Origin of the sequence: Thermogutta sp. (genome assembly GCF_014359955.1) — a bacterium.
GTDB lineage: Bacteria > Planctomycetota > Planctomycetia > Pirellulales > Thermoguttaceae > Thermogutta.
Map to the genome: position 1 here is coordinate 1 of NZ_JACIYL010000351.1, position 4348 is coordinate 4348.

Annotated in this window: 4 protein-coding genes; all 4 read right to left on the bottom strand. The window is 59.0% G+C overall.

Features of this window, described 5'->3' with window-relative positions:
• Positions 1 to 73 (bottom strand): class I tRNA ligase family protein (locus H5U08_RS19880; protein WP_366494436.1); only part of this gene is annotated, 73 nt, incomplete at its 3' end.
• Positions 74 to 313: 240 nt separating this feature from the next.
• Positions 314 to 1522 carry a cobalamin-independent methionine synthase II family protein gene (locus H5U08_RS11155; protein WP_297033003.1) on the bottom strand — a complete coding sequence of 403 codons (1209 nt, stop codon included), beginning with the start codon at positions 1520 to 1522 and terminating at the stop codon, positions 314 to 316.
• A gap of 331 nt (positions 1523 to 1853) precedes the next feature.
• Positions 1854 to 2318 carry a type II secretion system protein gene (locus H5U08_RS11160; RefSeq protein WP_297033005.1) on the bottom strand — a complete coding sequence of 155 codons (465 nt, stop codon included), beginning with the start codon at positions 2316 to 2318 and terminating at the stop codon, positions 1854 to 1856.
• Positions 2319 to 2691: 373 nt separating this feature from the next.
• Positions 2692 to 4152: a hypothetical protein gene (locus tag H5U08_RS11165; RefSeq protein WP_297033007.1), complete on the bottom strand. Its 1461-nt coding sequence runs from the start codon at positions 4150 to 4152 to the stop codon at positions 2692 to 2694.
• Positions 4153 to 4348 lie beyond the last annotated feature (196 nt).

Consider the following 4348-nt stretch of genomic DNA (forward strand, 5'->3'; position numbering starts at 1 on the left):
CCACCAGATGACCGATGTGGATCGGCCCATTCGCGTAAGGTAAGGCGCTGGTTACGAGGATCCGTCGTGCCATTGCGTTCTCGCTTATTTCCGTGCCAGGAATGACGCAGGATGGGTATTGCGGGCTTCACACGACCCAGAACCCGCATTGTATCCCCTGTCCCGCCGTGGCGGGAGTGGGTTTTTGGCCAGACGCGCCACAAGCCGGGAGAGTGGTTTGGGGAAGAATGGAAGCGCCGAGACAGAAAAACCACCGCTTTTTCGCGGTGGTCTGCCTGAAGGAGCGAACCCGATTCGGAGGAAGGCCGTCGGTTCAGGAAGTGGTGGCCGACTTTTTGGGGACGATGTCGATTTGCAGGGCGGGGTCGGCGGCCGGGACGTACGTCGTCGGCAACCCCAGCTCCCGCCGCACAATGTTGGTGCCCTGGGCAATCGCGGCGGCTTTATAGAAGGCGATCTCCCGATTGCAGCCCTGTCGGCCGAAACCGCAGTCGCTCGTGATGACCAGTTTTTCCGGCGGGATGTATTTCAGGGCGCGACGGATCTCGGCGGCCACATCTTCGGGACGGTCGGCCTGCAGGGTGCGATGGCTCACCACTCCCACGGCAATCTTCTTGGGCAATCCCTTGCTCAGCGATCCGAAAAGCTCAATATCCTTGAAGTTGCGGTCCTTCATCTCGACCGTCCAGACATCTCCCTTCGCCTCATACAGGTACATTTCCAGAGACGCGGCGTAACTCGTATCTTCCATGACCCGTTGCATGTTGGGATTGCCCCAGCAGGTATGGATCCAGATTTCCACGTCGTCCAGCCCTTCCACTTCGCGGTTGTAGGCCTCCAGCATGAAACGGACGTCGGGATGGTCCTTGCCGAGCGAGTTCGCCATGAAGTGGAAGCAGGGCTCTTCGACCTGAATGCATTTGCAGCCGGCATCGCGGAGGGCCCGCAACTCCTTGTTCATCGCCACCGCCAGATCCCAGATGAGTTCCCGTTTATCCTTGTATTTATCCGTGTGGATATCCAGGAACAGACTCATCACCTGAGAGCAACACGTGCCGAACCGGACGGGCTTGCGGGTTTTGGCCTGCGTGATCCGCCAGATTTTGGGATAGTCGAGAGGGCGATGCTCCACCTTATCCACGACGATCGGCCAGCGCCAGCCTGTGTAAATTTCGTGCAGCAGTGTTCCCGGAGGATAACGCAGCCAGGGAGAGCGTGTTTCCTCCGACTGCAGATAATCGCCTTCCAGACCTTTCCAGCGCTGCAGCGGATAGTGATGCCAGGAGCGTCCGGCGAAGTCTTCGTCACAGTGGAAATCTCCGTGGGTGATGATGTCCAGACCGGCGCGTTCCTGGTCACTGACGACGACGGCCAGCGCGTCCTGAAACTTCTCCCGGAATCGCACGTCCATCATGCAGGTATCCAGTGGACGCCCCCACATGCTGACGTCGAACCACCGCGGCCGGGGAAACGAACCTGTCGTCGTGCAGGGCAACATGATGTCCTTGGTGACGGTGAACATGGTGCGTGCTCCTTCAATCAAGAGGCCTCCGCTCAGGCCGACACCTGTCCATCGGGCACATCGTCCGAGGACTTCTGCCAATTTGTGCTGGCATTTTAGTTGTAAGCCGGACGAGGTGCAACAGTGGGAGGCGGAAGGCCGCTCTCGCGCTCGCCCGGAACACCCAGCCGGGAGAATCTGCGCGACTGTGGCTTTTGCACGACCAGCAAGCCAACAACCGAGCGCCCAAAGCGCTAAAAAGCACTAACAAGAAAAGGAAAAGGTGGGGCGAGACCCTTGTCTCGACCCACCCGCCGTGCTGCTCATCCAACAGTTGTGGGTCAAAGGAGAATCATTGCGAGCTGTAATACTCGGGGTTGTTTGGCCAGATGTCGCCCGTCGTGGCATCGTATTGCCATCCGGCGCCTCCGGTGACGACGCCGGTTGGCTTCTGGCCGGGCGTGGCCACCGCCACGACAGCGTTACTGTTGTTGTACGGGTTGACGGGCAGTTTTCCGGTGATGTAGGGACCGTACGGATAGTTGGGGCCCGGCGTGCCGATTTCACCGGCCGCGTTGGTGGCGTTGTAAAGCTGAGGGAGGTCATTGTTAACAAGCTGGGGGTAGGTCCCGTGGTGCACCCGATAAAGCTCGATTTGCGAGCGGAGGGTGTGCATGTTGAATTCCAGGGCACTCCGCTTAGCATCTGCCGTGGACGATGCGAACTGGGGAATGATGACGGCCGCCAGAATGGCCATGATGACCACCACGATAAGAACTTCGATGAGCGTGAAGGCTTTCCGCACGTGTGGGGACATGGATGTGCACCTCCCAAGTCGTTTTGATGTTGCCGCGTTAGTTCCGCGTGATTCGCCGTGATACCTGTTGTCCGACAGTGAAACTCGAACTTTTCCCGGCCCTGCGTTCAGCTCCCAGCGCGTGGGTGCTTTCAGCAGGGTTGCTTTTCTGATTGACCATAGATCACGTTTTGCGAAGAGGCAAATAAGTGACCGGTGGAAATGAAAAATCATGGAAAAACTCCTGTGCTGCGAGACGAATAATCCGTGCGAAACGGATATGCAGCCGGTCCTTCCGCCGTCATTCCGGGATACGCCTGGTACACGTGAAAAAGAGGGCCAAGACGGGCGCCTCGCCGGGGTCGTCAAAAACAACCAGCGGGGTAGGTGTGGATCAGTTGAGAGGGACAACCTTCACGACAATATCCCCGAAATTGTCGCTCAGCTCGGCCGCGCTATCGTTGATTCGGAGGAAAAGCGTCCCGGTTCGTTCGGCGGTCAGCACAGAGCCTCGCCCCACAGCGATTGGCTGAAGGAAACTCCCGCGAGTGTTGAGCTCCGTGCCAGGCGGTGGCGGAGAATCCTCGACGGGCACGATGGCCGCCAGCAGGGTTCCCAGGGGATAACCGCGCACGTAGCGGATGGTCACGCCCTGGGGTTCGCACTCCCATGGTCCGCCGTCCTGGGCCACGACAAAACGCCCACTGGCAGTCAGTTGGTAGCGCTGGCCGACCTCCACTCGCAGCCCGGAGTTTTGCCATCCTTTTCCCGCCTCGATCCGGACCACGCTTCCGCCGGTCAGGACCGGTGAGCCGGGTGTGAAATCGGCGGCGGTCCGCACGAAATCATATCCGTAATCGAGGTCCGCCAGGACGATCAGCCATTGATACTCCGCAGTCCTCCAGGCGGGTCCTAAAAGTTTCAGGAAATTCTCGTTGAAGGTTTGCAGGTTTCCCTGCCGGATGAATTGCGGCAATTTCTTGAAGGCGGGTTGAAATCGGGGATCGTGGGCAAACAGCGCCGTAGCGGCCCAGCACCAGCCGTAAGGCTCCAGATCGCGATGGGCCGTGGGCCCAAAGTTGAGGATGTCGGTCAACGAGAGCGGCCGCTGTTGGGTGACGGCGTCCCGGACGATCTTGATTCGCCCCCACATGGGCACCTCCTCGCGGGATTTGGGAACCACACCCAATCGGAGCGTCTGGCCGTCCCAAAAGTGGGTTCCCAACAGCTCGGCGATTCCCTCGTTGTACCAGGGAGGAATCCAGTCACCGAAATGCGCTCGCAGGAATCCGTGTGTTCCCTCGTGGATCAGCAGATGACGACGATAGTACGCACTGGGTTGTTCGTAGATCCACAACACATTGCCCACAGAAAATCCGTTGGCAAATGGCGGGAGCCAGGAAGGAAGCACCCCCAGCTCGCGAAAAGGTCGCGGGTCTTTCATCAGAAAACCGGTCATTTTCCAGGGGCGGCTGTCGGGGGTGATGCCGAAAAACGCACACCACTGCGGATAAGCCGCATCGAAAACGCGTCCCAGTTCGTCAATTTCCGGAGTGATGGGAAGGTCCGTGTACAGCGTCAGGCGAGCGGAGCTTATTTTGTGAAGACCGGCCTGGAGCAGTCGCGAATCGTCAATCGGGAACCCGGGATACCGCCGGCCGGAAATGTCCGCGCCTGGGCCCTGGGCCACGACTTCGCCCGCAGTCAGGAACAGAGAAACGGCCCAAAGACTCACCAGAAAACGGCCCGTCCAGTCTGTTTGACGGTGATGCCGGTCGTTTTCCCGGAAGCGAACCACTGGAACTCCGCGGCGCGAGGACTGGCTCATGTTGACGCCGGTGGGAGAAAACACCATGGAGACCCTCCCACATTCCGCCGGCAACGAAACGTTTCAATCCCAGTACGAGAGCTTTTTCACATAGCTCAGACAGCTTGTGGTCATAGCCTGAAAGACGGCCGCATGCTTTTCAAACTCGCGATCCCAGCCCTGGGCGAAAAATACGTAGGTCCCCTGTTCGGTGCGGACACAATGGACCTGAGCCGTGCAGATG

Bases quoted from the DNA above. Each gene is read 5' to 3' on its own strand.
- H5U08_RS11155 (WP_297033003.1), bottom strand. From the start codon at position 1,522: ATGTTCACCGTCACCAAGGACATCATGTTGCCCTGCACGACGACAGGT.
- H5U08_RS11160 (WP_297033005.1), bottom strand. From the start codon at position 2,318: ATGTCCCCACACGTGCGGAAAGCCTTCACGCTCATCGAAGTTCTTATC.
- H5U08_RS11165 (WP_297033007.1), bottom strand. From the start codon at position 4,152: ATGGTGTTTTCTCCCACCGGCGTCAACATGAGCCAGTCCTCGCGCCGC.